Consider the following 23583-nt stretch of genomic DNA (forward strand, 5'->3'; position numbering starts at 1 on the left):
ATGACGAAGCTGCTCCATTCCCGCATCATGGGCATCGACGCGCTGCGCGGCCTGGTGATGGTGTTCATGCTCGCCGACCACGTGCGCGAGACCTTCCTGCTGCACCTGCAGGTGTCCGACCCGATGGACGTGGCGACGACATCCGGCCCGCTGTTCGCCTCGCGCCTGCTGGCGCACCTGTGCGCGCCGGTGTTCGTGTTCCTCACCGGCCTGTCCGCCTTCCTGTACGGAGCGCGCCAGCAGGACGGCGCAGGCGCGGCGGCAGGCTTCCTGTGGAAGCGCGGCCTGTTCCTGGTGGTGCTGGAACTGACGGTCGTCAACTTCGCCTGGACCGCGAGCTTTCCGCCCAAGGTGATCTACCTGCAGGTGATCTGGGCGATCGGCCTGTCGATGCTGGCGCTGGCGGCGCTGGTGCGGCTGCCGCGCGCATTCCTGATCGCGCTCGGTCTGGCGATCGTCGCCGGCCACAACCTGCTGGACCCGCTGCACTTCGCGCCCGGCCATCCGCTGCACGCCATCTGGGCGGTGCTGCACGAGCGCGGCTGGCTGGAGTTCGGCGACACGCTGCGCCTGCGTACCTCCTATCCGGTACTGCCCTGGATCGGCATCATCTGCCTGGGCTATGCCTGCGGGCCGTGGTTCGGCGCAAGCTTCACGCCGCAGCGCCGCGCAAGCCGACTGCTGGGGTGGGGTATCGGAGCGCTGGTCGGCTTCCTGCTGCTGCGCGCGGCGAACGTCTACGGCGACCGGCCGTGGAGCGCCGGCACCACGGCGGTCGACACGGTGATGGGCTTCTTCAACGTCACCAAGTATCCGCCTTCGCTGCTGTTCACCGCGCTGACGCTCGGAGCGGGCCTGTTGCTGCTGCGCGCGCTGGAACGCCGGCAGGGAGCACTCGTGCAACGGCTGGCGGTGCTGGGCGCGGCGCCGATGTTCTTCTACATCGCCCACCTGTACGCGCTCAAGCTGCTCTTGATTGCCGTTTCCGCATTCGACAAGGACGCGGCCCGCTTCGACGGGGTAGGGCCGGTGTGGGGCGTGAGCGCGCTGCTCTGCGTGGCGCTGTATCCGGCAGTGGCAGCGTTCGCACGGCTCAAGGCACGGCGGCGCGATATCGCCTGGCTGAAGTACCTGTAGGCCGCCGCGTGCTACCATCGGGGGTTATGAAACACCGATTATTCCTGTTCGACCTGGACGACACGCTCCTCGACTTCAAGGCCTCCGAACAGCTCTCCTTTGTCCGTACGATGGGCGAGCTCGGATTGCAGGGGGACCTCGAACCCTTGTTCCAGCAATACCAGGCGATCAACCTGGCGCTCTGGCGCGCCTTCGAGGCCGGCTCGGTCTCGAAGGAGGTGCTGAAGGTCGAGCGCTTCCGCCGGACCTTTGTCGGCAACGGCCTCGACCTGGACCCGGCGAAGGCGAGCAGCCTGTACCTCGAATCCCTGTCCGAGACGGTGGTGCTGGTCGATGGTGCGCACGCGCTGTGCGAGAGCCTGGCCGCTTGTGGCGAGGTCGGCATCATTACCAACGGCGTGCACCACATCCAGCACCGGCGCATCGCCAGCTCGGGATTGAAAGGGCACATCTCCTTCGTCGCGACGTCGGAGGCCTGCGGCCACGCCAAGCCGGACAGCCGCTTCTTCGAATTCAGCGCCCGGATGGCGCGCGCGCGGCCCTTCGCGAGGCACGAGACCGTCATTGTCGGCGACCGCCTGGACGCCGACATCCTTGGCGCCAACCGCTTCGGCATCGACAGCTGCTGGTTCAACCCCGGCGGCCTGGCCAACGACAGCCTGGCGCTGCCCAGCTGCGAAGTCCGCGCCCTGGACCAGGTCGTCCCCGCGCTGAGGCAGCTGGCGCTGGCCGCCTGAGACTTTTTGGCAACAAAAGGCGCCGGCATCCGTGCCGGCAATTTTTTGGCGCTGTCAGCGTTAGCTATGGATGACTCCCATCGCGATGCGCAGCAACTGCTCCACCGTCGTGATCCGTCCACCGTCGAGCGCCCGACGCCATCCGAGGTAGTTCGGCAGGTAGCGCGAAGCTACTCCGCGGAAGCGGCTCAACCATTGCCGGAAGCGCTGGTGGGAGGCGTTTACGTTCTGCACATGGATGGCGCCGGCAACGCCACGCCGTACCCGCACGCCTGCACGCAGGTTCACCGCCTGGTGCGCAATGCCATGCTTGCGGGCGAAACTGCGGTACGCCGCATGGGCGTCGCTGACCAAGAGCACCTGCCGGTCGAGCCGGGGCAGCAGGTGGCGCTCCAGCTGCGCCGCCGTCAAGGAGCCACGGCCGACCACGGCATCGACGGTTTGGCCACCGCGGTCGCGCGCGACCAGAATGCAGTCCAGTTCGCGTGAAATGCCGCGCTTGCTGGCCCGGCCGCCGCGCCGGCGTGCCGGACGGTTCAGCTTGCGCGCGCCTTTCTGCGATTCCAGCATGAACATCTCGTCCGCTTCGGCAATGCCGCCCAGACGTGTCGGCTGGGTATGCCTGGGGCGCTCCAGGAAGCGGTGGCGCCAGCGGAAAGCGGTATTGCGGTGCACGCCGACCTCGCTGGCGGCGGCGCGCACCGATTTCGAGTCGAGCACAGCGCCCAGGTAATCGAGCCATTTTTCACGTAGCCGGAGCCGCGCCAGCGGCGTGCCGCTCAGGTCGTTATAAGTGCGGCCGCAGGCGCGGCAGCGGTAGCGCTGCAAGCCGTTCGCTTGCCCATGCCGGTAGTAACGTTCGCAGGCACAACTGGGGCAGCGACGCACCGCTCCGCCGATCTGGCCGATAAGGGCGATCACCTTGGTCCAGCCCGGCAGCGGGAAGCAGGGCGGCCAGCGTTTGCAGGCGCTGGGGCAGGTTCAGTGCAGGGAGTCTGGCAAACCACTTCTTGAAATGCGGTGCGCGCATGGTCGTTCCCGTCTGTGGTGACAGGCGTTCGACCATGAAGCAGCTCAGCAGTTCCGCGCTCATCCATAGTTAAGGTTGACAGCGCCATTTTTTTTGCGCCGCAGGTCTTGTAATACTCCCCCTATACTCCATCTGGAGTACAAGGAGAAGATAATGCACCCAACCGTACGTGTTCCCGAGAGTGAGAAAGTCACCGTCAACGTCGGCCTGGTCGACCTGGCCCAGGTCGACCTCCTGATCAACGAAGGCTTTTATTCGAACCGGACCGACTTCGTCCGTACCGCCCTGCGCAACCAGTTGCTGGCCCACGCCGACGCACTGCGCCAGATCGTGGTGCGCAAGCGCTACGTGCTCGGGCAGCACCGCTATACCCGCAAGGAGCTGGAGGAGGTGGTCGCCAGCGGCCAGCGCCTCGAGGTCCACGTGCTCGGACTGGCCGTGATCGAAGACGACGTGACGCCGGAACTGGCAAGCGCGGCGATCGCCTCGGTCCAGGTCCTGGGCGCCTTCATCGCGTCGCCCGCCGTGAGGCAGGCGCTTGCCGACCGTATTCACACATAGAACAGGATTCCCATGAAACCCATCGACGAATTCGTGCGCCAGATGATGGCCTCGGCCGAGCGCGTCCGCGCAGGCGACCCCGGCGCCGCTACCGACGTCATCCAGCGCGCACTGCAACAGGCAGGCTTGATGACCCCGGCGGCGCCGGCTGAGGACACGCCCACCATCATCGACATCAATCCGGCACCCGGCGCGACGCAGGCGCCGCCCAGGGCCAAGGTCCGGCCGCGCTCACCAATGACTGGTGCGCGGCCAGGCTGGCAGCGCCAGCCGCATGCCCCCGCCGACCTCGGACCGGGCCGCTTCATCGACGGCAGCTTCGCCTGCCCGGAAGGCCGGCGCCGCTACAAGCTGTACGTGCCGGCCGGCGCCGCCGAGGGTCCGCGCCCGCTGGTGGTGATGCTGCACGGCTGTACTCAGAATGCCGACGACTTCGCTGCAGGCACGGCGTTGAACTCCATCGCCGAGGAACACGGCTGCCTGGTCCTGTATCCCGAACAGGACCGCTCCGCCAACCATAACAGCTGCTGGAACTGGTTCGAGCCGGGCCAGCAGCGGCGCGGCAGCGGCGAGCCGGCCATCCTGGCGGCCATGACGCGCGAGATCCTCGCCGAGCACGGCGCCGATCCGCGCCGCGTGTATGCGGCGGGCCTGTCGGCCGGCGGCGCCATGGCGGCCATCCTCGGCGCGGAGTATCCGGAACTGTTTGCGGCGATCGGCATCCATTCCGGCCTGGCGGCCGGTACCGGCAAGGACATGATCTCGGGCCTGCATGCGATGAAGCATCCGCCTTCGCCCACGCCAGCCGGACAGGGCGTGCCGGTCATCGTCTTCCATGGCGATGCCGACCACGTGGTCAACGCCGGTAATGGAGAGGCGGTGCTGCGCCAGTTCAGCGGCGCGCAGGCGGGGAGCATGCAGCGCGAGCGCCAGGACGGCAATGCCGGCGGGCGCCGCTTCACCCGCAGCTGCTGGCGCGACGCGCAGGGCCGGCGCCTGGCCGAGCACTGGCTGGTGCATGGGATGGGGCACGCCTGGGCCGGCGGCAAGGCGGCCGGTTCGCACACGGACGCCAGCGGACCGAACGCCTCGAGCGAGATGCTGGCTTTCTTCCTTGAGCACGGCCGCTAGGGCCGTCCGGCGTCAGCGCTTGATCGCGTGCAGCCACACTGCCGCGATCCGCTCCGCCTCCTCGTAGCCGGGCTCTCCCAGCTGGCCGCCGAAGATGTCCGGGTCCAGCTCCTCATAGCTCCAGTGGTCGCACTGGGCTTCCAGCTCGGGCCGGATCGCTTCCAGGAATTCGTCCTGCGCGCCGGTAATCGCCACGCCCGTGTACAGCATCAGGTTGCCGCCCCGGCGCAGCCGTCCCAGGCTTTCCTTGACGATGCGCACCGACAGCTCGGCGCCGCGCATGCCGCCACCGTGGCGGTAAGGCAGTTCGCTCGGGTCGAGCACGTAGGGCGGGTTCGACACGATCAGGTCGAAGTCGCCATCCAGGCTGTCGAACAGGTTGCTGTGGCAGGCGTGCAGGTTGGGCAGTTCCGCCAGCCGCGCGTTCACCACCGTCAGCGCCAGCGCGCGCGTGTTGATGTCGGCGCCGATCACCTCGGCGTGCGGGAAGTGGCGCGCGATCGCCAGCGCGCCGGCCCCGCCGCCGCAGCCGATGTCGAGCGCCCGCACCGGACCGGAACCGAGCCAGGGAAAGGCGCGTCCCATGGTGCCGACGAAACGGTAGGTATCTGGACCGAAGAACACGGCGTCGTCGTCGTCCGTGGGATAGGCCGAGTGGAAGACCAGCAGTTCGCCCAGGCTCGAGGCGCGCAGCGTCGAGCGCAGCAGGGCGCCATCGGGCTCGACGATGCCGGCCTCGCGCATCAAGTCCAGCAGTTCCGGCGCCACGTCCTCGGCGGCGAAGGGCCGGCTCCAGCCGAAAATGCCGCGCAGATCCAGCGCCCGTTCGTTGCCGGGGCGGCGGTTGATGCGGCGGTGCGTGGACGGAGTCACCGTGATGAAACGGTAGTCGTGCTCGCGCAGGTAGCGGCCGAGGGCAACGAGGGCATTGGCGTGTGGACTTGTCATGCCTGCCAGCGTCGCATACCGTATGCGGTGCTGCTGTGCGCCAGCTAACGCTGTTGGCGAGCTTGGTGAGGGGAAATTGCCGCGCATATGTGAACATGCGAACAGTCGAATGCGGCAGGGGTGTCCATACTCGATCACACGGGGGCGGCACGTCCGCCTGGCCCGACAACAGGGAGGGGAACATGGCGAACAGGGACGGGATCGAAGGGCCGCTCGGCCGCGTGGAGCGTGAAGTCGCGCGCGAACGCCGCGAGCGCGCCCTGCACGACGAGGCGCGCAGCGGGCTGGCGCCGCTGGAAGAGGAATTTCGCCTGAAGGATGCACGCGAACGCGCCGACACCAGCAATTTGAAACGGCATCAGGGGCGCTGATGGCGCCGCCACTGGCCATGAGGAGAACAGGCGATGAAATGGGAAGGTGATCGACAGAGCGACAACGTGGAGGACCGCCGTGGCGGCGGTGGCGGCGGTGGTTTCGGCTTCGGCGGCAAGACCGTCGGTATCGGCACCCTGGTCATCGCGCTGATCGGCAGCGTATTTTTCGGCATCGATCCGAGCGTGATCCTCGGCGGCGGCGGCGGGCCGGTGCAGGTGCAGCAGGCGCCCCAGGGACCCCAGGGCACGCCGGCGAACGACCGCGAGACCCAGTTCGTCAAGACCACGCTGGCCTACACCGAAGACGCCTGGGCCCAGATCTTCGCGGAGCAGGGCGCGCAATACCGGCCGGCGCGGCTGGTGCTGTTCGAGGGCGCGACCCCGACCGCCTGCGGCACCGGCCGTAGCGCCACCGGCCCCTTCTATTGCCCGGCCGACGGCAAGGTCTATATCGACCTGAGCTTTTTCCGCCTGATGCAACAGCGCTTCAACGTGGCCGGCGAGTTCGCCCAGGCCTACGTCATCGCGCACGAAGTCGGCCACCACGTGCAGAATCTGCTGGGCCTGTCGGACAAGGTCCACAACGCCCAGCAGCGCGCTTCAGAGCGGGAAGGCAATGCCCTTTCGGTGCGCCTCGAACTGCAGGCCGACTGTTTCGCCGGCGTCTGGGCCAACCGCACCAACAAGCGCGAGCAGATCCTGGAGGCGGGCGACGTCGAGACTGCTCTGGCGGCGGCCACCGCCATCGGCGACGACGCCCTGCAGCGCCAGTCGCAGGGCACCGTGGTGCCGGATTCGTTTACCCACGGCAGCTCGGCCCAGCGGGTGCGCTGGTTTACGCGCGGCCTGGAGACCGGCAGCGTGGAACAGTGCAATACCTTCGAGGCGCGCCAGCTATAACAGACCAGCTCCGGCTGTGACCATCCGCGAAAAGCGGGTCGCTTGTAGGACAAGCCCTCGTCGAGCGGCCCGTTGCCCGGAAAATCCGCAAAACGCCCCGTTCGTTTCCGTGCGCGTATCGCCATCCTTAGTGTTTTGACATAACGTATTTGCACGAGCCCGCCAAGCTGGCGGGCGTTTTGTATCCCGTTGCAAACAATCATCGAGGAGGAGTTATGCTGGCAATGAACTACCGCGGGCCTTACCGCGTCCGCGCCGATCACAAGCCCGACCCCGTCATCGAGCACCCGGGCGACGCCATCGTGCGCGTCACCCGGTCCTGCATCTGCGGCTCGGACCTGCACCTGTACCATGGCCTGGTGCCCGACACCCGCGTCGGCCACACCTTCGGCCACGAGTTCATCGGCGTGGTGGAAGAGGTCGGCTCCGGTGTGCAGCACCTGAAGGTCGGTGACAAGGTGCTGGTGCCCTTCAACGTGTTCTGCGGCTCCTGCTTCTTCTGCGACCGCGAACTGTTCGGCAATTGCCACAACATGAATGCGCAATCGACCGCGGTCGGTTCCATCTACGGCTACTCGCACACCGCCGGCGGCTACGACGGCGGCCAGGCCGAGCTGGTGCGCGTGCCGATGGCCGACGTCGGCCCCATGGTGATCCCCGACGACATCGACGACGACGACGCCGTGCTGCTCACCGACGCGGTGCCGACCGGCTACCAGGCGGCGGAAATGGGCGACATCCAGGAAGGCGACACGGTCGTCGTGTTCGGCGCCGGCCCGGTCGGCATCTTCGCCGCCAAGTCGGCCTGGCTGATGGGAGCAGGGCGCGTGATCGTGGTCGACCACGTCGAATACCGGCTTGAGTTCGTCAAGCGTTACGCCCAGTGCGAGGTGGTCAACTTCAAGGAAGTGCGCGACATGGCCGAGCACATCAAGAAGATGACCGACTGGATGGGGGCCGACGTCTGCATCGACGCGGTCGGCTGCGAAGCCTCGGGCAATGCGATGCAGTCGCTGACCGGGCGCTACACGATGATGCAGGCCGGTTCGGCCACCGCGCTGCACTGGTGTATCAACTCGGTGCGCAAGGGCGGCAATGTGTCGATCGTCGGCGTGTATGGGCCGACCTTCAACTTCGTTCCGATCGGTAATGCGCTGAACAAGGGCTTGACCCTGCGCATGAACCAGGCCAGCGTCAAGCGCCACCTGCCGCGCCTGATCGAGCACATCCGTGCCGGACGCCTGAACCCGAAGGAAATCATCACCCACCGCGTGCCGCTGGAAGAGGTGTCGGATGCCTATCACATCTTCTCGGGCAAGCTCGACAATTGCATCAAGACCATCCTGATCCCGCCGAACGCCAACCAGGTCAAGGCGGTTACGGCCAGCGCAACGCATTGAGGAGCGACCATGGAACCACGTAGCGACATCAAAGAACACCAGCACCACGGCCACGCCCACGATCACGACCACGACCACCTGCAGCGGCACCCGAGCCAGGGCCACATCGCGCCGCGCCGCCCCTCGCGCCAGGAACTGCAGCACATCAACGGCTGGGGCGCCGACCTCGACCGCAAGAACCGCCCCGCCGTGCCGATGGAACGCACCCCGCCGCGCTTCATCAACCAGCCCGAGGGCGATCCGGTGCAGCAGCAGGAAAAAGTGGAAGTGCTGGTCTCTCCGGAACGCCCGGGCATCACCCAGATCTTCGGCACCGTGCAGCCACCTTCCGGCCTCTCGGGCATGATCCGGCGCCTGGCCTTCAAGTCGACCGAGAACGACCTGCGCCACTGGCTGCTCCTGCTGCTGGCCGACCGCGTCAACGTGGTCGAAGGCATCGCCGACGACCTGGCGCACGGGAAGGTCCCGAACGTGCTGGGCGAGATGGGCATCAAGGCCGAAATGAAGCACAACCCGGCCGGGCTGGCCAAGAAGGTGGCGATCACCGCCGCCGTGGTGGGCACGGCGGTCTACCTGATGAAGCGGCGCGACCGCGACGACGATCGCTACGAGCGCAGCCGCTACGAGGGCGACCGTTACGGCGATCGTTACTACCGCTGAGCCTCAAGCGCTCCGATGAGCAGGGGCAGCGGGCCCTGGCGGGCCTGCTGCTTGCGCTCAACCGTAGCGTGGATCGTTCAGTACGGGCGACGCCTCGGTCTGCACCAGCACCGGTGCAGGGCGGGGCGCCGCCACCTTGGCGGGCGCCTTGCGCTTGGCCGGCTTGCGGCGGAACTTGATCCAGACCACCAGGCCGGTGATGAAGAACAGCATGGGCGTGAGGCCCACCACGCTGATCAGGATGCGCCCGGCCAGGCCAAAGGCTTCGCCGGTGTGCAGCGGGAACAGGGTGCTGACGAACCAGTCGCCGCCGCGGGCCGTGAGCGGGTCGATGGCGCGTACTATCTCGCCGCTGCCGGCATCCACGCTCACGCGGGTGGCGCCTGCACCGTGGCGCAGCTCGCCCGGCTGGCGCACCCGCACTTCATAGGGCTGGTCCGGCTTGGCCGGGATGCCGATGCGCGACACCCGGCCTTCCGGGTAGCGCACCTGCGCCGCCGCCATCGCCGCACCGGCGTCGATGCGCGGAACCTCCTTCGCGCTGGTATTCAGCGCCTTCTCGTTCTTGGTCAGCGGCGCGACGGCGCGGATGGCCGGCGTCACCCAGTCCGGGGCGTTGAAATAGACCCCCGAGAAGGCCAGCACCAGCAGCACCGGCGCCACGTAGAAGCCGGCGGCGCGGTGCAGCTGGAAGTTGAACTTGGGCCAGTTGCTGCCGCGCCGTACCGAGATCGCATGCCAGAAGGCCGATAAGGTCATCTTCGGCCACCACACCACGATGCCGCTCAAGCACAGGAGCATCAGGGCCAGGCCCTGCACGGCGATGACGATCTTGCCCGCATCGCCCGCCATCAGGTAGCGGTGCAGGTGGAACAGGGTCGGCATCAGGAGCGGCCGCGACAGGCCGGCTTCGCCCCAGTTGCGCTCCCCCAGGATCGCCAGGTTGGCCGGGTCGACCATGACCTGGCGCGTCACGCCCTGCGTCCAGCTGGAATCCGGCTTCTGCGGCCGGTACCAGGCGACGTACACGTCTCCATGCACTTCCGGCAGGAACAGGGTGTCGGGCCGTCCATAGCCGGGCTCGTCCTGCAAGCGCGCCATCACCGCCGCCACCTGGGCCGGGGCCGGGCGGGCTTCAAGGCCGGCGGGGGCGCCTGCGGGCGGGGCCACCCTCAGCAGACCCGGATTGAGCCAGGCATCGAGTTCATGGCGCCAGCCGATGACGGTGCCGGTGAGCCCTTGCAAAACAAGGATGGTGCCGAAAATCAGGCCGGCCCAGAGGTGAACGGTGCGGATGAGCGGTTTCATGTCGGGAATGATAACCTAAATGAGAATGATTCTCGATCTTGCGTCATTACATGATAACGATTATCATTTAGGAATTCCTGCTGAGCAAGCGTATTTCGTATCCATGAATAAGAACAACTCACTTAAAGCGATCCCCGCCGCCGTCGCCACCGCATGCATGTTGATGGCCTTACCCCACGCCATCGCACAAGAACAGACGCCGCAGGAGAACAAGGAAGAAAACCTTGCCTCGGTCGTCGTCACCGCCACCCGCACCGCCAAGGCCGTCGACAAGATCCCGGGCGCGGTCTCGGTCATCACCCAGCAGGAACTCGCAACCCAGTACCTGATCGCCGACGATCCGTCGCAGGCGCTGGCGACCTATGTGCCGGGCTATGCCCCGAGCCGCCAGAAGATGACCTCCACCGGCGAGTCGCTGCGCGGCCGCCAGCCCTTGATCCTGTTCGACGGCATCCCGCAATCGAACCCGCTGCGCGCCGGCATGCGCGAGGGCTATTTTGCCGACAGCGCGATCATCGAACGCATCGAAGTCATCAACGGCGCCTCGGCCATGCAGGGCATGGGTGCGACCGGCGGCATCATCAACTACATCACCAAGACCCCGCGGGTCGAGGGCACCACGTACACGGTGAACGCCCGCCTGGCCAGCCAGTTCGAATCCGACAACCTGGACTGGAAGACCGGCCTGACCGTCAGCCACAAGTCGGGCGACTTCGACCTGCTGGCCTATGCCAGCGTGCAGCGGCGCGGCATGGGCTACGACGGCAGCGGCCGCCGCCTGGGGATCGACGCGGTCCAGGGCGACACCATGGATTCGCACGGCAACGACCTGTTCGTCAAAATGGGCAAGAACTTCGGCGACCAGCGCCTGCAGTTGACGCTGAACCGCTTCGACCTGGCCGGCGACGGCGACTACCGCAGCGTGCCGGGCAACCTGGCCCAGGGCGTGCCGACCAGCTCGGCGCCCGGCACGCCGATCGGCATGCCGCCGCGTAACAAGGTGCGCAGCGCCAGCCTCGACTATCGCCACAACGACCTGGGCGGCGGCTACCTCACCGTGCAAGTGTTCGGCCACGAGTTTTCCGCACTGTACGGCGCCACCAATACCTCCACCTTCCAGGATCGGACCATCGCCCCGGTCGGCAGCCTGTGGGACCAGTCGCAGGTGGTGACCGACAAGCGCGGTTCGCGCATCACCTGGGTGCGCCCGGACCTGTGGGTAGAGGGACTGGAACTGACGGCGGGCGTCGACTGGCTGCAGGACAATCCCCAGCAGCGCCTGGCCGGTACCGGCCGCACCTGGGTGCCGGAGCTGAAATTCCGCTCGCTGGCGCCCTTCACCCAGCTCGAATACGAGTTCGGCCCGGTCACCGTGCGCGGCGGCGTGCGCTTCGAGGACGCCAAGCTCGACGTCGACACCTACACCACGCTGGCCGCCTACGGCAGCCGCCGGGTGGAGGGCGGTTCGGCCGAGTTCTCGAAAGCTGTGAAAAACATCGGCGCCGTGTGGCGCTTCGCCCCGGGCTGGTCGGCCTTTGTCGGCAGCTCGGAAGGCTTCGGCCTGCCGGACGCCGGCCTGGTGCTGCGCGGCGTGGCCGTGCCGAACCAGTCGGTCTCGAGCCTGATCAGCCTGCAGCCCATCGTCACCCGCAACAACGAGGTCGGCATCAACTGGCGCGGTCCCAAGGGCCAGTTCGGCCTGTCGCGCTACGATTCGCGTTCCAAACTCGGCAGCGTGATCCGGATTACCTCGGCCGGGATCGGCCTGGTCGAGCGCGTGCCGACCACGGTCAAGGGCTGGGAAGCAAATGCCGAATGGCGCCCGAGCAAGGAGTGGAGCGTGTTCGGCACCTGGGCCACCCTCGACGGCAAGACCGCCGCCACGCAAGGCGCACCGATGGATCTCGACCTGGGCGCCCGTTCGCAGGGCCCGGACAAGTCGGTACTGGGCGCCAACTGGACATTCCGTCCGCAAGCCCAGCTGCGCTTGCAGGCGACCCACCTGCGCGACCGCGACATCAACATCGGCCGCCGCGTCGGCACCAGCAACCTGGAAGAGCACTTCAAGGGCTACACCCTGGTCGATGCCGCCCTGACCTGGGACAGCGCCTACGGCCGCTTCGGCCTGAGCCTCGAGAACATGTTCGACAAGTACCACGTCGGCTACTACTCGCAGTCGGCGTCTGCGGTTGATGTCAATGCCACCTACGCCGGCCGCGGCCGCACCCTGGCCCTGAGCTGGAACCGCAGCTTCTGAGGCTGCCAAGGCAGGCCGGCAGCCTTGCCGCCAGCCTGCCTGCATGAGCGTTGCGCTCAAGCAAATACTTTCTGCTGAGCTCGTCCAAACTGTCCGGTGGGCGGTCCATCCCAGGACCGCGTTTCCACGATAGGGGACGAGATGAGAACGCACACCACCTTCCCGGCAGCGCTACTCGGCGCCGCCCTGCTGTTCCTGCCGCCGGCGCAGTCCCTCCATGCGGCTCCGATGATGAGCCCGCCCACGACGCTGAGCGCATCCGTCAAATCCGCGCTGCTGGCCCAGCTGGCGGCGCAGCGCCAGGCCAAGGGCCTGGACGCCGACCACCACTACCGCATCACGGCCCAGCATCCGGGCGCGAACGGCACCCAGATCGTGCGCGCGGCCCACACCTGGAAGGGCCTGCGCGTGTTCGGTTCCGAATCCGTGGTGGTGCTCGACAAATCCCTGAAGATCGTGTCGGAGTCTAGCTCGGAGCGGCGCCAGCACCTCGGCACCGGCAGCGCCAACCGGCTCGGCGCGCTCACCGCGAGCTTCAGTGTCCAGCCGCAGATCTACAGCCGTGCGGCGATCGCGGCGGCGCTGGCCTCGCTGGCGCCCGCCTTCGGCCAGAATCCGGTGACCGTGGCCAAGCCGACCGCCGAACTGCTGATCTACCCGGTGATGCGCATGCAGCGCGTGGTCGGCGCCGGCGCCAAGGAAGAAGCGGAGCTGAACGCCCTCGACGTGCAGGACGTGGTCGAGCGCTACGAGCTGGCCTACCTGGTGCGCACCCGCCTGCGCGTGGGCGACCAGCCGGTGTATCAAGACAGCATCGTCAGCGCAAGGGACGGCGCCATCCTCGACCAGTGGAGCATGGTGCAGACCGTGATCGGCGTGGGGAAAAGCCAGTACAACGGCGAGGTCCCGATCAGCACCACGCTGGCGAACGGCGTCTACCAGATGCTCGACCCCGAGCGCGGCAAGGGCGGCACCTTCGGCGCGATGGCGATCACCAATGCCAACAACGGCAGCAGCGCCGGCAAGGTCTACACCAATGCCACCAATGTCTGGGGCGACGGCAAGCAGTTCGAGGGCGGCAGCACGGTCGGGCCGAACGGCCAGACCGCGGCCGTGAATGCGCTGTGGGGCCTGATGAACACCTATGACGCCCACAAGAACGTGCTGGGCTGGCTCTCGCTCGACGGCAAGAACACCGCCACCTACATTGCCGCCCACGTCAACCGCGGCTACGACAACGCCTACTACAGCGACACCTGCAAGTGCATGTTCATCGGCGACGGCACCTACTTCACCAGCCTGGGGGCGATCGACGTGGTCGGCCACGAGATGGGACACGGCATCACCGCCTCGACCTCGGACCTGATCTACAGCGGCGAGTCGGGCGGCCTGAACGAATCGAGCTCGGACATCTCGGGCGAGGTGGTGGAAGCCTATGCGCGCGCCGGCGGCAAGGGCGATAAATTCCCGGAAGAGGGCAACGACTGGCAACTGGGCACCGAGATCAGCCGCAACGCCACGCCGCTGCGCTGGATGTACCGCCCGAGCAAGGACGGCAGCAGCCCGGATGCCTGGAGCACCTCGCTGCGCCGCCTCGACGTGCACTACAGCAGCGGGCCGAACAACCGCATGTTCTATTTCCTGTCACGCGGCTCGCGCGCAGACAGTGCCGGCGACTACTACAGCAAATACCTGGTGAAGCAGCCGAGCGCGATGACCGGCATCGGCATGGACAAGGCCTTCCGCATCTGGTTCCATGCGAATACCACCAAGTTCACCTCCTCGACCAACTACGCCGATGCGCGCGCGAAGATGATCGAGGCGGCCGAGGAGCTGTACGGCAAGGCCAGCGTCGAGTCGGTGGCGGTGCAGCGCGCCTATGCCGCCATCAATGTCGGCGCCGACGTCGACGAGCCGGGCGCCGTCGCCACGCCTTATTGAGCGGCGACGGTCTGTGCGTCCGACATCAGGGGGAAGGGATTCAGGGGAGTCCCTTTCCACCACTGCTTCTCGGGCGTCAGCTCGAACACCGCGAAATGCAGGTGCGGCGCGTTCGGATCGGAATTGCCTGTCACGCCGACATAGCCGATCACGTCGCCGCGCTTGATGTCCATGCCTTCCTTGATGCCGTCGGCGTAGCGGTCCAGGTGCGCGTAGTAATAGGCGTACTTCTCGCTCGGGTCGAACTGGTACAGCGTGGTGCCGCCCGGCTTACTCGTGAACAGCTTGGCCACCTTGCCGTCGGCGGCCGCCAGCACCGGCGTGCCCTTCGGCGCCATGATGTCGAGGGCTTCATGGTGGCGCTGGGTGCCGCGCGGCTGGTCATAGGTGTCGCTGAGGTTGGCGAGCTTGATGCCCTGCACCGGCACCAGGAGCTTGCCATGGACGGCGGCGGCTACCGCATCGGCCGGCGACTGCGGGCCGGAAGCGCCGACCGCAGGGGAGGGAGGACGCAGCGGCAGGTCGAATTCGCTCAGGTCGGCCTGGATGCTCGGCGGACCCGGCAGTTGCGGATCGATCTGCGCCGCCGGCACGCCGGCAGCCGGCGGCGCGGCGGCCACGCTTGGCGCCGGCTCGTCGGGCACGGCGCGCAACATCACGAACAGGCCGCCGGCGCCGACCAGCACGCCGAGCAGGAAGGTCATCAACCATCTCATGTCATCCTCCGTTGGGTTTCAATCCAGTCAGCTCTCCAGCACCACCTCCAGGCCCGCGCCGACCGCGCCCGCCACTTCGGCGGCGCTCCAGTTGGTCAGGCGGATGCAGCCGTGCGACTCGGTCTTGCCGACGTGGCCCGGCACCGGCGTGCCGTGGATGCCGTAGTGCTCTTTAGAGAGGTCGATCCAGACCACGCCGACCGGGTTGTTCGGCCCCGGCGCGATCTTGGCCTTCTTGTCGCCCGGCTCGGCGTCCCAGAACAGCTTCGGGTTGTAATGGTAGGTCGGGTTGGCGTGCACGCCGTTGATCTTCCAGGTGCCGATCGGCAGCGGATCGTTGGCGCTGCCGGTCGAGACCGGGTATTGCGCGATCAGGCCGCCCGCCGCGTCGTACAGCTGCAGCACCTTCGGTCCTTCCTTGACCACCACTTTCGCGGCCTTCGGCAGCGGCTGCTTGCCGTGGACGTTGGGGACGACGATCTGCTCGCCGGCGCGGCCGAAATCCTTGCCCGGATTCAGGCGTTCCAGCATGGCCGGCTTGGCGTGGAATTTCTCGCCCAGACCTTCGAGCACGTTGGCATAGCCCAGCTCGGGGAGCTTGGCCTTTTCCATCATGTCGCTCGGCACCGGGCGGAACGGACCGGCCACGTCGGCCTCGACCAGGGTATAGGTGACCAGGTGCGGGCTGTTGTCGGCATTCAGCGCCTCCCAGGTGGCGGCATCGAGCTTGCCGGTCACGGGCAGCTTGCGCAGGGACTGGAAGGTGTTCAAGGCCTGGCGCATGTTGGAGCCGTAGGCGCCGTCGATCTCGCCGGGCGACAGGTTGGCGCGGTCCAGCAGGACCTGGGCGCGCAGGTTGCGTTCGAATTCGGCCTTTTTCGCGGCGGCCGGATCCACCGGTGCGCCAGCCTGGGCGGGCGCCTGTCCGGCCACTGCCGGCGTCTGTTGCTGTGGCGCCGGCGCCGGCTGCTGTTGCGCAGGTGCGGGAGCGAGCACCGCCTGCTGTGCATGGGCCAGGGGAAGGGTGCCCAGCAGGGCAGCCACGAGAATGGGGAGTGCGTGCGATTTACTCATTTTGGTTTCCTGCAATGCTTGCTTTTGGAAACCTCAGGGTAGGCCTGCGGCCGTACCGGGTCTGTGCGAGAACGAACTCAAGCGGTCGGGGCCGCTTGCCGCCCGAGGCAAGCTACAATCGCGCCATGAGCACCCACACCATCGTGCTGCAGCCCAGCGGTTTCGCCTGCCAGGCGGGCGAGGACACCAGCATCCTCCACGCTTTCGAAGCGGCCGGCATCGAGCTGCCCAATTCCTGCCGCAACGGCACCTGCCGCACCTGCATCTGCCGGGTGCGCAGCGGCGAGGCCGCGCACCGGATCGAATGGCCGGGCTTGTCCTTCGACGAGAAACGCGAGGGCTACATCCTGGCCTGCGTGGCGGTGGCGCGCAGCGACCTGGTGATCGAGGCGCCGGTGGCGCGCCGCATCGTCTGGGGTGATTGAGGGTCCTTGACCAGCCTGTCAGTCCTGAACAGCTTAAGGTTGCGGCCGGCCCAATGCCCGCTCGATTACGCCCAGCACCTGCGGCCAGGCATGCGAACTCGCCGCCACCTCGTCGTAGTGGCTGGCGCCCGGCAGGATCACTACCTCGGCAGCATCACCCGCCTTGCGCGCCCGCGCCGCATAGTCGTGCGCCACGCGCGGCGGCGAGATCGTGTCGAGTTCGCCCGTGACCAGCCAGGTACGGCTGCCGTTCGGCATGAGTTCCGCCGCATTGGTGTCCACGAAGACGTCCGGCCGCCCCGGACCGGGACTGCCTGCCAGTTCCGCGGTATCGCGCCCGCAGCTGGACTTGATCAAGGCAGCCTCACTGCGCAGGTCGGCCAGGCCGCCCAGGCTGACGACCGCCGGCACCTTCAGGATCTGCGCACGGTGCAACGGGCTGCCGGCCGGAATCCGGGAGCGTCCCGCCATCCACTGCACCAGCTGGCCGCCGGCCGAGTGGCCGACCGCGACCAGGCGCTGCAGGTCGAGCGGATAGCGTCCCGCCTGCTTTTCCAGGGTCTCGAGCGCCGCATGCATGTCCTGGTAGGTGCCCGGATACCCGCCGCCCACTTCGTCGCTGCGCCGGTATTCGACGTTCCAGACCGCGATCCCGCGCGCCGCCAGCGCCCCGGCCATGTTGCGCAGCTGGGTGATGCCGCCGAATTTGCTGGTCCAGCAGCCGCCGTGTACCAGGACTGCGACCGGGAAGGGGCCGCTGCCCGGCGGCAGGAACAGTTCCGCGTACTGCGAGGGCGCCTCGCCGTAGGGAATGCGGGCGCTGGGCGTGGGGCCGTCCAGGGCCAGGTAATCGGCCAGCTTCATCGGGGTGGCGGCGGATGCGCCGTGGATGCCGGCTGCAAGCAGGGCTGCGAACAGAAAGGGACGAAGATTCATGGTCGGTGAGGAAATAGTCGAGCAAGCACTATAGCCGAGGATGCCAGGGCGCGGCGGGTCGCCTTCAGCGCCGCACGATTGAAAAACCCGGCTTCGGCATCCATGCTAGGCTGCATCCAAAGCCAACCACGTCAACAGGAGGAGTGCGATGAGCCAATCGAAATCCGGCGGAAGCCAGACCAACAAGCAGTCGGACAACATGTCCGAGGAAGACATGGCGAAGCAGCGCGCGGGCCAGAACACGCAGAAAAGCAGCCACGACCACATGTCGGACGTCAAGGCCGGCAAGGGTGAGGGCGCCGGCGGCGGGGCCAAGCAGAAGCATGAACGCTGATTGAAACCTAGGCCCATCGCATGGCGCGACCAGCATGCGCCGTGCGGTGGGCTTCACCCGCGGGTGCGCCCGCACCATCCGAGAGGCTGACCATGACCATGCTTGCTCAAGAAAACAAGCTGCACGGATCAACCCCCGTGTACGCCCACAGTACCCCCGAGCCGGACGTCCCGGACCCGACGCCGACGCCCGACCCGCGGCCGCCCGTGCCGGACGATGTCCCCGACCCGGTCAATGCCCCGGTCGAGGAGCCGCGCTTCCCCGAGCCGCCGATCCGGGCCGCTTGACCCCGGTGCTCAGGCCGGCCCGGGCGCGCAGCCCCTGGCCGGCCGGCCAGACCCCGTACCGCCAGCCGGACAGGGTCTGCAAGTTCTCGTATTTCCGAAGATGACGCGATGAACCGTGATTGCCACTGTGGCCGTCCGTCGACCTGACACGTCGGACAGGACGGAACGGCCCGCTGCAAGCGGGGTGGCCGGGGGAGGACGCCGGCCGTGAAGGCCGGCAGGGAAGCTCAGTTGCGCGGCTTGTCCTGGCTTCCGGACGAGCCCTGGCTGCCCGATGGCGGCAGCGGCGGAATCTGACGGATCATTTCTTCGGTTTCCAGTTCTCCAGGGGATTTCTCACCGCTGCCGATATCGGATTCGTGCAGCACGTTGGGGCCTTTTGCCGCGGGATCGACTTGGCGGGTTGCGTTGCTCATGGTGCGCTCCAGGTGGTTGTTCGACAGGATGATCCTAACAGGGCCGGACGGTCATCGGCGCGCGGGACGCCGCACTGCAACATTCGGTCAGGGTCGCAGCGGCGTGCCGATCCATGTCATGTTGCCGACATCTTGGCCTGCCTATAATGGATCTGAGAAATGGAGCACAGAAGGACCCCACAACAAGCACTGCCGGATGCCGGAGGAGACCATGGGCCGTACCCTGCACAACACCATCTACCTGGGCCGCGGCCCGCTCTACTACTCGCGCCGGGCCCAACTGGCGCTGGCGCTCGGCGTCGCGGCGAGTGCCGGCCTGGGCTGGCTGGCCTTCCGGGCGCTGCGTTGACGCTTGCCCTCGGCCGGCGCGCCGGTTACCATGGCGCGCCCTGGCCGAATAGAAAACAGCATGAAGAACGAACAACTGACGACGGACGAATACGACGCCCTGGAACTGGTACGCCGCGGCGTGAAGCGCGACACGGCGGGTGCCTGCGTGGGGCGCAATGCCAAGCGCCTGTCGGGATTGAAGATGCTCGAATACACCCGCGACGGGCGTATCGTGCTCACGGAGAAGGGGCAGCAGGTGCTGTTCCTGCGCCGCTGCATCAAATCGCTGACTGCCCTGGCGGATGACCCCCAGGCCCCGCTCGACGGCGACGTGGTCCGCTTCCTGAGCATCAAGTCGCACATCGCCCCGCTCGAAGACGGGGGCTACGCCCTGACCGACAAGGGCCGCGAGACGCTGGCCGACATCGTGCGCCAGCAACAGCAGCAGCGCCGCTAGATTCTTAGTTAGTCCGGCGGCGGTTCGGGTAGACCAGGACCCGCACGGCCACCTCGGCCGGCACGTTCATGGTCGCCAGGAACTCGGCGGCGCGCTGCAGTCCGAGCGTGGGGATCGATGCCACGGCCTGGTTGATCAGGTCGCGGGTGCGGATGTCGGTGCGCTGGCGGCGTACGCCACTGGCAGTGTCCGCTGCGGCGGCGACCGGAGTCAGCTCGCCGGTGTCATTCATCATGATGGATATCCGTTATGTCTGAGGTTGCTAAAGAGACACGGCTATTCTAAGGCTAACAATGTTGTTTAGGCTACAAATAATTAGCCTATAAGCAGCTTAGCGGATAAATGACGATGGGAAACTTGAGCCGGATCAAGCCTCGGCGATTTCCGGCGCGGTTTCACACGCCGGTTCGGGCTCGGTTTGGCGCGGCGGCGGCAGCGCCTTGCGCTGGACCAGCAGCTGTTCGAACTCCTCGGCCGCCAGCGGCTTGCTGAAGAAATAGCCCTGCATTTCGTCGCAGCCATGGCTGCGCAGGTAGTCGAGCTGCTCGAGCGTCTCGACGCCCTCGGCGATCACGGCCAGCTTCAGGTTATGCGCCAGCGCGATGATCGAGGTGACGATCGCGGCGTCGTTGGCGTCAACGGTGATGTCGGCAACGAAGGAACGGTCGATCTTCAGCACGTCGATCGGGAAGCGCGACAGGTAGGACAGGCTCGAATAGCCGGTGCCGAAGTCGTCGATCGACAGGTTCACGCCCAGCGACTTCATGCGGTGCAGCAGGTCCACCGCCGGTGTCACGTCGCTCATGAACAGGCTTTCGGTCAGCTCGATCTCGAGGCAGTCCGGGTCCAGCATGGTATCAAGCAGCACCGACTCCAGGCTGGCGATCAGGTCGGCGGCGCCGAACTGGCGCGCCGACAGGTTGACCGCCACCCGCAGGCGTCCCAGCCCCGCATCCTGCCAGGCCTTGTTCTGGGCGCAGGCGGTGCGCATCACCCAGGCGCCGATCTGGACGATCAGGCCGGTCTCCTCGGCGATGCCGATGAAGCGGCCAGGCGGCACCATGCCCAGCTCCGGATGCTTCCAGCGGAGCAAGGCTTCCATGCCGACGATCTGGCCGGTCTTGAGGTCGACCTGCGGCTGGTAGTGCAGCACGAATTCGTTGCGCTCGAGGGCGTTGCGCAGCGCGCTTTCGATGCGCACCCGCTCCAGCGACTCCTCGTTCATGGCCGGCGTATAGAACTGGAAGTTGTTGCGCCCCATCTTCTTGGCGCTGTACATCGCGATGTCGGCGTGTTCGATCAGGCTGTCGGCCGGCGTGCCCTCGCTCGGGTAGACCGCCACCCCGATCGAGCAGGTGACGAAGAATTCCTTGGTGCCCAGCATGACCGGCTGGGCCACCGAGTCCATTACGCGCTGCACGATCTCGGGCGAGAGCGGCTCGTCGTGGTGCTCGGACAGGATCACCACGAATTCGTCGCCCGACAGGCGCGCCACGGTGTCGGTGTCGCGCAGCGAGGCGGTCAGGCGCGCCGCCACCGTCATCAGGAGCACGTCGCCGGCCTTGTGGCCCATCGAGTCGTTGACGAACTTGAAGCGGTCGAGGTCGATCAGCATCACCCACATCGGGCGGCCGCTGCGGTTGGCATAGGCGATCGCCTGGCCGAGGCGGTCCTGCAGCAGCGAGCGGTTGGGCAGGCCGGTCAGCACGTCGTGCTGGGCCACGTGGTGCACGCGCTGTTCGGTGAGCTTGCGTTCGGTGATGTCGCTGCCGGTGCCGCGATAGCCCAGCAGCTCGCCGTGTTCGTCGAACACCGGCTGGCCGTTGACGCAGAACCATCGGGTGTCGCCCTGCGCGTCGACGACCTTGTATTCGAGGTTGGCGAAGGGTTCGTGCGCCTTGACCTGGGCGATGTGGGCGCGCCCGGCCTCGGTCTCGAGCAGGGCGGGGGCGTGTTCCCAGCGCGTCTTGCCGAGCACCGCCTCGACGGCGACGCCGGCTTTTTCGGTGAAGCCGCCGGTGACCATGGTGAAGCGCAGGTCGCGGTCCTGTTCCCAGTACCAGTCCGAGGACATCGACACCAGCTGGCGGAAGCGCTGTTCGCTCTGCTGCAGGGCGCGCTCGGCGCGCTCGCGCGCGGCCATGTCCTCGACCAGGCGGCGGTTGGTGCGGCGCAGGTCGGCGGTGCGCTGGCGCACCAGCTGCTGGACCTTGCGCGCGCGCTGGCCCGAGGCCTGCACGAAGGCGGTGCCGAGCAGGGTCATCAGGATGCCGCCCACCAGCAGGGCGGTCGAGGCCATGTGGTCGTGCAGGAAGGGGCGCGGCGCGCTGGCCACTTCGATGCGCCAGGGCTTGCCGGCGATGCGCAGCAGCTTGCTGGCATGGCCGGGCTGGCCCGGTGCGAGGAAGCCGGCCAGCCAGCCCTGTTCGGGCTTGCTGGTGTCGCCGGTGGAAAACAGCAGGTTCGCCGGGCTTGCCCCGTCGCCGGCATAGACCGACACGAAGATCTCGCTGGAACCCTCGCGCGGGTCGAGCAGTCCGGTGGCGGCCAGCGAGGCGCGCACCAGTTCCGGGCCGCGGATGACGATCGCGGTATCGCCGGCCAGCGTGCCGTCGCGGTCGAGCACCGGCATGACCAGGCTGAAGGCCGGCTGCTTGCGCTCGTCCTGGGCCAGCTGGAACAGGTCGGTGGCGGCGGCGCGGCCCTCGCCGCGCGCGATCGCCAGCGCGCTCATCACCTGCACGTTCTCGCCGGCATTCAGCCCGAAAGCACGTTCGTTGCCGGCCATCGGTTCGATGAAATCGACGATGTGGTAGCGCGCACGCGGTGGTGCCGCCACCAGGCCCTGGGCCTGCAGCTCGGTGAACACGGTGCCCGGGCGGATCCGCTGCAGCTCGCGCTCCACGGCCGCGCGCTGATCGCCCGGCACCGTGCGGTGGACGTTGAAGGCCTGGATGTAGCGGTGACGCTGCAGCAGGGCGGCGGTGAAGTCGCGGAAATGCTCGCGGCTGACCGGCTCCCCGCGCGCGAACAGCTGGTTGGTCACGGTCAGCACTTCGACGGCCTGGTCGATCCCCTGGCGCACTGCGGCCACGCGCTCGTCGGCGCGCTGGGCGAAGCCGAGCGCCATGTTGTCGTACTCGAGGTGGCTCACTCCCAGGAACAGGGCGCCGGATGCGGCCAGGCCGCCCCCGAGCGTGAGGGCTGCCGCGAGCGTCAGCGACAGGGGCAGGCGAGGCGCCATGGATGTGTCCAGAAGGTCCGTGATAACGACGTGCACAAGATGCCTGAAGGCTTGCCAGTAGGCATCAATACGTGGAGTGTGTCACATCCGGACAGTTTTCGGCAAACGAAATGTCGCAAGCGCGCGCCAGGCGTTTGACCCGCGCGCTTCAACGCCGCTGCGGCCGCCATGCCAGCCAGGCAAGGACCAGGCGCGCCAGCAGGCGGTTGGCCAGCGCACTCCCGAGTCCACGATTACGCAGTGTGTCTCGCAGGAAGCGCAGGGCGCGCCCTGGCGCGGCGCCGGGGAGGGAGGGGTGCTGGGCGAACAGGATCTGGTTGTTGCCGGCGATGCCGGACAGCCAGCAGACCTGGCCATCGAAGGCCGCCTGCAGGCGTTGCACCGCAGTCACATAAGCGGGATCGTAGGTGAAGATGTTTGCCACCAGTATGCCGCCGCGACGCAGGGCGCGCCGGCAATGCGCATAGAAACTGGCGCTGGCGAGTGCCGGCGGCAATCCGGCGGCGTCGAAACCGTCCACCAGCAGCACGTCGACGTCGCCAGGCGCGTCAGGCTCGCCGGCGCCGGCCCGGGCCAGCCAGTCGGCCGCGTCGCAATGCAGCACGCGCAGTCGCGCATCGTCGGGCGGGACCTGGAACTGCGCGCGCAGCGCGATCACGTCCGCACGTACTTCGAGCACCGTGATGCGGGCCTGGGGAAACCGGCGGCGGCAGAACTTGACCAGCGAGCCGCCTCCCAGCCCCACCATGAGGATATGGCGCGGGCGCGGCGCCAGCAGGGCAAAGCACATCATCGCGCGCGCATAGGGCAGCACCAGGGCATCGGGACGTGACAGCCGCATCTCGCTCTGGATGTCGCCCGGGGTGAATTCCAGCGTGCGGCGGTCGCCCCGGGTGGTGACGATCGGCGGGGGAAGGGAGGGTGGCTGGTCGGGCGAGGCGGACATGACGCCAGTATAGGCGAGCGCTCTCCCCAAGGGA

General features: G+C 67.4%; 24 protein-coding genes and 1 pseudogene. 15 read left to right on the plus strand and 10 right to left on the minus strand.

The annotated features are described in order from the left end of the window. Together B2R83_RS21080 and B2R83_RS21085 are read left to right on the plus strand one after the other, a co-directional pair. The gene (locus B2R83_RS21080; protein ID WP_292044686.1) at window positions 1–1137 is read left to right on the plus strand and encodes a DUF1624 domain-containing protein; all 1137 of its coding nucleotides are present in this window, start codon (window positions 1–3) and stop codon (window positions 1135–1137) included. A 26-nt stretch (window positions 1138–1163) separates the two neighbouring features. Continuing rightward, entirely contained in the window at window positions 1164–1874 is a 711-nt protein-coding gene (locus B2R83_RS21085; protein ID WP_292044688.1) for a YjjG family noncanonical pyrimidine nucleotidase, read from the plus strand. Window positions 1875–1934: 60 nt separating this feature from the next. Here B2R83_RS21085 and B2R83_RS21090 read toward each other — a convergent pair. Next, window positions 1935–2904, minus strand: a pseudogene (locus tag B2R83_RS21090) (IS1595 family transposase). Window positions 2905–3057: 153 nt separating this feature from the next. Between B2R83_RS21090 and B2R83_RS21095 the strand changes: the two are divergent. Continuing rightward, window positions 3058–3465, plus strand: coding sequence for a CopG family transcriptional regulator (locus B2R83_RS21095; protein WP_292044691.1), 408 nt, complete (start codon window positions 3058–3060; stop codon window positions 3463–3465). Window positions 3466–3477: 12 nt separating this feature from the next. Further along, complete coding sequence (locus B2R83_RS21100; RefSeq protein WP_292044694.1) at window positions 3478–4596, plus strand: alpha/beta hydrolase family esterase; 1119 nt, start codon at window positions 3478–3480, stop codon at window positions 4594–4596. A 12-nt stretch (window positions 4597–4608) separates the two neighbouring features. On the opposite strand, the gene B2R83_RS21105 is transcribed toward B2R83_RS21100, so the two are convergent. Next, a complete protein-coding gene (locus B2R83_RS21105; RefSeq protein ID WP_292044696.1) occupies window positions 4609–5544 on the minus strand; it encodes a N5-glutamine methyltransferase family protein in 936 nt (311 codons plus the stop codon). A 182-nt stretch (window positions 5545–5726) separates the two neighbouring features. Between B2R83_RS21105 and B2R83_RS21110 the strand changes: the two genes are divergently transcribed. The 4 genes from B2R83_RS21110 to B2R83_RS21125 all read left to right on the plus strand — a co-directional run bounded on the left by B2R83_RS21110 (window position 5727) and on the right by B2R83_RS21125 (window position 8878). Then, window positions 5727–5915: a hypothetical protein gene (locus B2R83_RS21110; protein WP_292044698.1), complete on the plus strand. Its 189-nt coding sequence runs from the start codon at window positions 5727–5729 to the stop codon at window positions 5913–5915. A gap of 33 nt (window positions 5916–5948) precedes the next feature. After that, complete coding sequence (gene ypfJ, locus B2R83_RS21115) at window positions 5949–6818, plus strand: KPN_02809 family neutral zinc metallopeptidase (protein ID WP_292044700.1); 870 nt, start codon at window positions 5949–5951, stop codon at window positions 6816–6818. A 215-nt stretch (window positions 6819–7033) separates the two neighbouring features. Further along, the gene (locus tag B2R83_RS21120) at window positions 7034–8218 is read left to right on the plus strand and encodes a zinc-dependent alcohol dehydrogenase (protein ID WP_292044702.1); all 1185 of its coding nucleotides are present in this window, start codon (window positions 7034–7036) and stop codon (window positions 8216–8218) included. A gap of 9 nt (window positions 8219–8227) precedes the next feature. Then, entirely contained in the window at window positions 8228–8878 is a 651-nt protein-coding gene (locus tag B2R83_RS21125; RefSeq protein ID WP_292044704.1) for a hypothetical protein, read from the plus strand. Between the two features lie 57 nt (window positions 8879–8935). On the opposite strand, the gene B2R83_RS21130 is transcribed toward B2R83_RS21125, so the two are convergent. Continuing rightward, window positions 8936–10186 (minus strand): PepSY-associated TM helix domain-containing protein, encoded by a 1251-nt coding sequence (locus tag B2R83_RS21130; RefSeq protein WP_292044707.1) that lies wholly within the window; start codon window positions 10184–10186, stop codon window positions 8936–8938. Between the two features lie 163 nt (window positions 10187–10349). Here B2R83_RS21130 and B2R83_RS21135 point away from each other — a divergent pair, with 163 nt between their 5' ends. Together B2R83_RS21135 and B2R83_RS21140 are read left to right on the plus strand one after the other, a co-directional pair. Further along, window positions 10350–12443, plus strand: coding sequence for a TonB-dependent receptor (locus tag B2R83_RS21135; RefSeq protein WP_292044709.1), 2094 nt, complete (start codon window positions 10350–10352; stop codon window positions 12441–12443). Between the two features lie 141 nt (window positions 12444–12584). Beyond that, window positions 12585–14384 (plus strand): M4 family metallopeptidase, encoded by a 1800-nt coding sequence (locus B2R83_RS21140; RefSeq protein ID WP_414674459.1) that lies wholly within the window; start codon window positions 12585–12587, stop codon window positions 14382–14384. Here the strand turns inward: B2R83_RS21140 and B2R83_RS21145 are convergent. Further along, the gene (locus tag B2R83_RS21145) at window positions 14378–15100 is read right to left on the minus strand and encodes a M23 family metallopeptidase (RefSeq protein ID WP_292044711.1); all 723 of its coding nucleotides are present in this window, start codon (window positions 15098–15100) and stop codon (window positions 14378–14380) included. The two genes, B2R83_RS21140 and B2R83_RS21145, sit on opposite strands and share 7 nt — an antisense overlap. A 27-nt stretch (window positions 15101–15127) precedes the next feature. Next, window positions 15128–16174, minus strand: a complete 1047-nt coding sequence (locus B2R83_RS21150; protein ID WP_292044713.1) for a L,D-transpeptidase family protein — start codon at window positions 16172–16174, stop codon at window positions 15128–15130. A 125-nt stretch (window positions 16175–16299) separates the two neighbouring features. Here B2R83_RS21150 and B2R83_RS21155 point away from each other — a divergent pair, with 125 nt between their 5' ends. Further along, window positions 16300–16599: a 2Fe-2S iron-sulfur cluster-binding protein gene (locus B2R83_RS21155; RefSeq protein WP_292044714.1), complete on the plus strand. Its 300-nt coding sequence runs from the start codon at window positions 16300–16302 to the stop codon at window positions 16597–16599. A 33-nt stretch (window positions 16600–16632) separates the two neighbouring features. Here the strand turns inward: B2R83_RS21155 and B2R83_RS21160 are convergent, their stop codons facing one another. Continuing rightward, on the minus strand, window positions 16633–17535 hold the full coding sequence (locus B2R83_RS21160; RefSeq protein ID WP_292044717.1) for an alpha/beta hydrolase: 903 nt from the start codon (window positions 17533–17535) through the stop codon (window positions 16633–16635). A 148-nt stretch (window positions 17536–17683) separates the two neighbouring features. Between B2R83_RS21160 and B2R83_RS21165 the strand changes: the two genes are divergently transcribed. Together B2R83_RS21165 and B2R83_RS21170 are read left to right on the plus strand one after the other, a co-directional pair. Next, the gene (locus B2R83_RS21165; protein WP_292044719.1) at window positions 17684–17869 is read left to right on the plus strand and encodes a hypothetical protein; all 186 of its coding nucleotides are present in this window, start codon (window positions 17684–17686) and stop codon (window positions 17867–17869) included. 137 nt (window positions 17870–18006) lie between these two features. Then, window positions 18007–18156, plus strand: a complete 150-nt coding sequence (locus B2R83_RS21170) for a hypothetical protein (RefSeq protein WP_292044721.1) — start codon at window positions 18007–18009, stop codon at window positions 18154–18156. 227 nt (window positions 18157–18383) lie between these two features. On the opposite strand, the gene B2R83_RS21175 is transcribed toward B2R83_RS21170, so the two are convergent. Continuing rightward, window positions 18384–18572, minus strand: a complete 189-nt coding sequence (locus B2R83_RS21175; RefSeq protein WP_036211137.1) for a hypothetical protein — start codon at window positions 18570–18572, stop codon at window positions 18384–18386. 211 nt (window positions 18573–18783) lie between these two features. Here B2R83_RS21175 and B2R83_RS21180 point away from each other — a divergent pair, with 211 nt between their 5' ends. Together B2R83_RS21180 and B2R83_RS21185 are read left to right on the plus strand one after the other, a co-directional pair. Then, complete coding sequence (locus B2R83_RS21180) at window positions 18784–18921, plus strand: hypothetical protein (RefSeq protein ID WP_169728098.1); 138 nt, start codon at window positions 18784–18786, stop codon at window positions 18919–18921. Window positions 18922–18981: 60 nt separating this feature from the next. Next, on the plus strand, window positions 18982–19359 hold the full coding sequence (locus tag B2R83_RS21185) for a hypothetical protein (protein WP_292044724.1): 378 nt from the start codon (window positions 18982–18984) through the stop codon (window positions 19357–19359). Window positions 19360–19363: 4 nt separating this feature from the next. Here the strand turns inward: B2R83_RS21185 and B2R83_RS21190 are convergent, their stop codons facing one another. The 3 genes from B2R83_RS21190 to B2R83_RS21200 form a co-directional block, all read right to left on the minus strand. Next, entirely contained in the window at window positions 19364–19594 is a 231-nt protein-coding gene (locus B2R83_RS21190; RefSeq protein WP_292044726.1) for a hypothetical protein, read from the minus strand. A gap of 132 nt (window positions 19595–19726) precedes the next feature. Beyond that, a complete protein-coding gene (locus B2R83_RS21195; protein ID WP_292044728.1) occupies window positions 19727–22603 on the minus strand; it encodes a bifunctional diguanylate cyclase/phosphodiesterase in 2877 nt (958 codons plus the stop codon). 148 nt (window positions 22604–22751) lie between these two features. Next, window positions 22752–23549, minus strand: a complete 798-nt coding sequence (locus B2R83_RS21200; RefSeq protein WP_292044730.1) for a transferase spermidine synthase — start codon at window positions 23547–23549, stop codon at window positions 22752–22754. Window positions 23550–23583 lie beyond the last annotated feature (34 nt).

It is taken from the genome of Massilia sp. UBA6681 (assembly GCF_002454935.1).
GTDB lineage: Bacteria > Pseudomonadota > Gammaproteobacteria > Burkholderiales > Burkholderiaceae_D > Telluria > Telluria varians.

What these genes read in the sequence shown, in the direction of transcription:
- B2R83_RS21080 (WP_292044686.1), top strand. Translation starts at nt 1, where the DNA reads ATGACGAAGCTGCTCCATTCCCGCATCATGGGCATCGACGCGCTGCGC.
- B2R83_RS21140 (WP_414674459.1), top strand. Translation starts at nt 12,585, where the DNA reads ATGAGAACGCACACCACCTTCCCGGCAGCGCTACTCGGCGCCGCCCTG.
- B2R83_RS21130 (WP_292044707.1), bottom strand. Translation starts at nt 10,186, where the DNA reads ATGAAACCGCTCATCCGCACCGTTCACCTCTGGGCCGGCCTGATTTTC.
- B2R83_RS21195 (WP_292044728.1), bottom strand. Translation starts at nt 22,603, where the DNA reads ATGGCGCCTCGCCTGCCCCTGTCGCTGACGCTCGCGGCAGCCCTCACG.
- ypfJ (WP_292044700.1), top strand. Translation starts at nt 5,949, where the DNA reads ATGAAATGGGAAGGTGATCGACAGAGCGACAACGTGGAGGACCGCCGT.
- B2R83_RS21180 (WP_169728098.1), top strand. Translation starts at nt 18,784, where the DNA reads ATGGGCCGTACCCTGCACAACACCATCTACCTGGGCCGCGGCCCGCTC.
- B2R83_RS21100 (WP_292044694.1), top strand. Translation starts at nt 3,478, where the DNA reads ATGAAACCCATCGACGAATTCGTGCGCCAGATGATGGCCTCGGCCGAG.
- B2R83_RS21095 (WP_292044691.1), top strand. Translation starts at nt 3,058, where the DNA reads ATGCACCCAACCGTACGTGTTCCCGAGAGTGAGAAAGTCACCGTCAAC.
- B2R83_RS21105 (WP_292044696.1), bottom strand. Translation starts at nt 5,544, where the DNA reads ATGACAAGTCCACACGCCAATGCCCTCGTTGCCCTCGGCCGCTACCTG.
- B2R83_RS21150 (WP_292044713.1), bottom strand. Translation starts at nt 16,174, where the DNA reads ATGAGTAAATCGCACGCACTCCCCATTCTCGTGGCTGCCCTGCTGGGC.
- B2R83_RS21190 (WP_292044726.1), bottom strand. Translation starts at nt 19,594, where the DNA reads ATGATGAATGACACCGGCGAGCTGACTCCGGTCGCCGCCGCAGCGGAC.
- B2R83_RS21160 (WP_292044717.1), bottom strand. Translation starts at nt 17,535, where the DNA reads ATGAATCTTCGTCCCTTTCTGTTCGCAGCCCTGCTTGCAGCCGGCATC.
- B2R83_RS21155 (WP_292044714.1), top strand. Translation starts at nt 16,300, where the DNA reads ATGAGCACCCACACCATCGTGCTGCAGCCCAGCGGTTTCGCCTGCCAG.
- B2R83_RS21120 (WP_292044702.1), top strand. Translation starts at nt 7,034, where the DNA reads ATGCTGGCAATGAACTACCGCGGGCCTTACCGCGTCCGCGCCGATCAC.
- B2R83_RS21175 (WP_036211137.1), bottom strand. Translation starts at nt 18,572, where the DNA reads ATGAGCAACGCAACCCGCCAAGTCGATCCCGCGGCAAAAGGCCCCAAC.
- B2R83_RS21200 (WP_292044730.1), bottom strand. Translation starts at nt 23,549, where the DNA reads ATGTCCGCCTCGCCCGACCAGCCACCCTCCCTTCCCCCGCCGATCGTC.
- B2R83_RS21085 (WP_292044688.1), top strand. Translation starts at nt 1,164, where the DNA reads ATGAAACACCGATTATTCCTGTTCGACCTGGACGACACGCTCCTCGAC.
- B2R83_RS21125 (WP_292044704.1), top strand. Translation starts at nt 8,228, where the DNA reads ATGGAACCACGTAGCGACATCAAAGAACACCAGCACCACGGCCACGCC.
- B2R83_RS21135 (WP_292044709.1), top strand. Translation starts at nt 10,350, where the DNA reads ATGGCCTTACCCCACGCCATCGCACAAGAACAGACGCCGCAGGAGAAC.
- B2R83_RS21165 (WP_292044719.1), top strand. Translation starts at nt 17,684, where the DNA reads ATGAGCCAATCGAAATCCGGCGGAAGCCAGACCAACAAGCAGTCGGAC.
- B2R83_RS21185 (WP_292044724.1), top strand. Translation starts at nt 18,982, where the DNA reads ATGAAGAACGAACAACTGACGACGGACGAATACGACGCCCTGGAACTG.
- B2R83_RS21145 (WP_292044711.1), bottom strand. Translation starts at nt 15,100, where the DNA reads ATGAGATGGTTGATGACCTTCCTGCTCGGCGTGCTGGTCGGCGCCGGC.
- B2R83_RS21110 (WP_292044698.1), top strand. Translation starts at nt 5,727, where the DNA reads ATGGCGAACAGGGACGGGATCGAAGGGCCGCTCGGCCGCGTGGAGCGT.